The sequence below is a fragment of the Flavobacterium sp. FlaQc-57 genome, from assembly GCF_044007395.1.
Classification (GTDB): Bacteria; Bacteroidota; Bacteroidia; order Flavobacteriales; family Flavobacteriaceae; genus Flavobacterium.
In genome coordinates, this window is sequence record NZ_JBIPDA010000018.1 from 1 (window position 1) to 295 (window position 295).

At 39.0% G+C, this 295-nt stretch carries 1 rRNA gene; it reads right to left on the reverse strand.

What is annotated here, in order from left to right:
* Nucleotides 1–13: 13 nt before the first annotated feature.
* Nucleotides 14–123: ribosomal RNA gene (gene rrf / locus ACHRVZ_RS21415) — 5S ribosomal RNA — on the reverse strand.
* Nucleotides 124–295: the final 172 nt, after the last annotated feature.

The window sequence follows — 295 nt, forward strand, 5'->3', positions numbered from 1 at the left end:
AGGGTTTTTAAAAGAAAGGCGACGACATACTCTCCCACATAACTGCAGTACCATCTGCGCAGGCGGGCTTAACTACTCTGTTCGGGATGGGAAGAGGTGAGCCCCGCCGCAATAACCACCTTAAGGTCTTTAATTGCTTTGGGCAACTTTTTCTTTAATTAACAATTGATAATTAAAGATAATATCTTAACATACTGAGATAAAGAAAAGTACTTTTATTTACTATTTTAGAAAGTTTCTTCTCCCGACCGAAGTCGGGAGAAAAGGGTGTACATAAGCTTACGGATTATTAGTA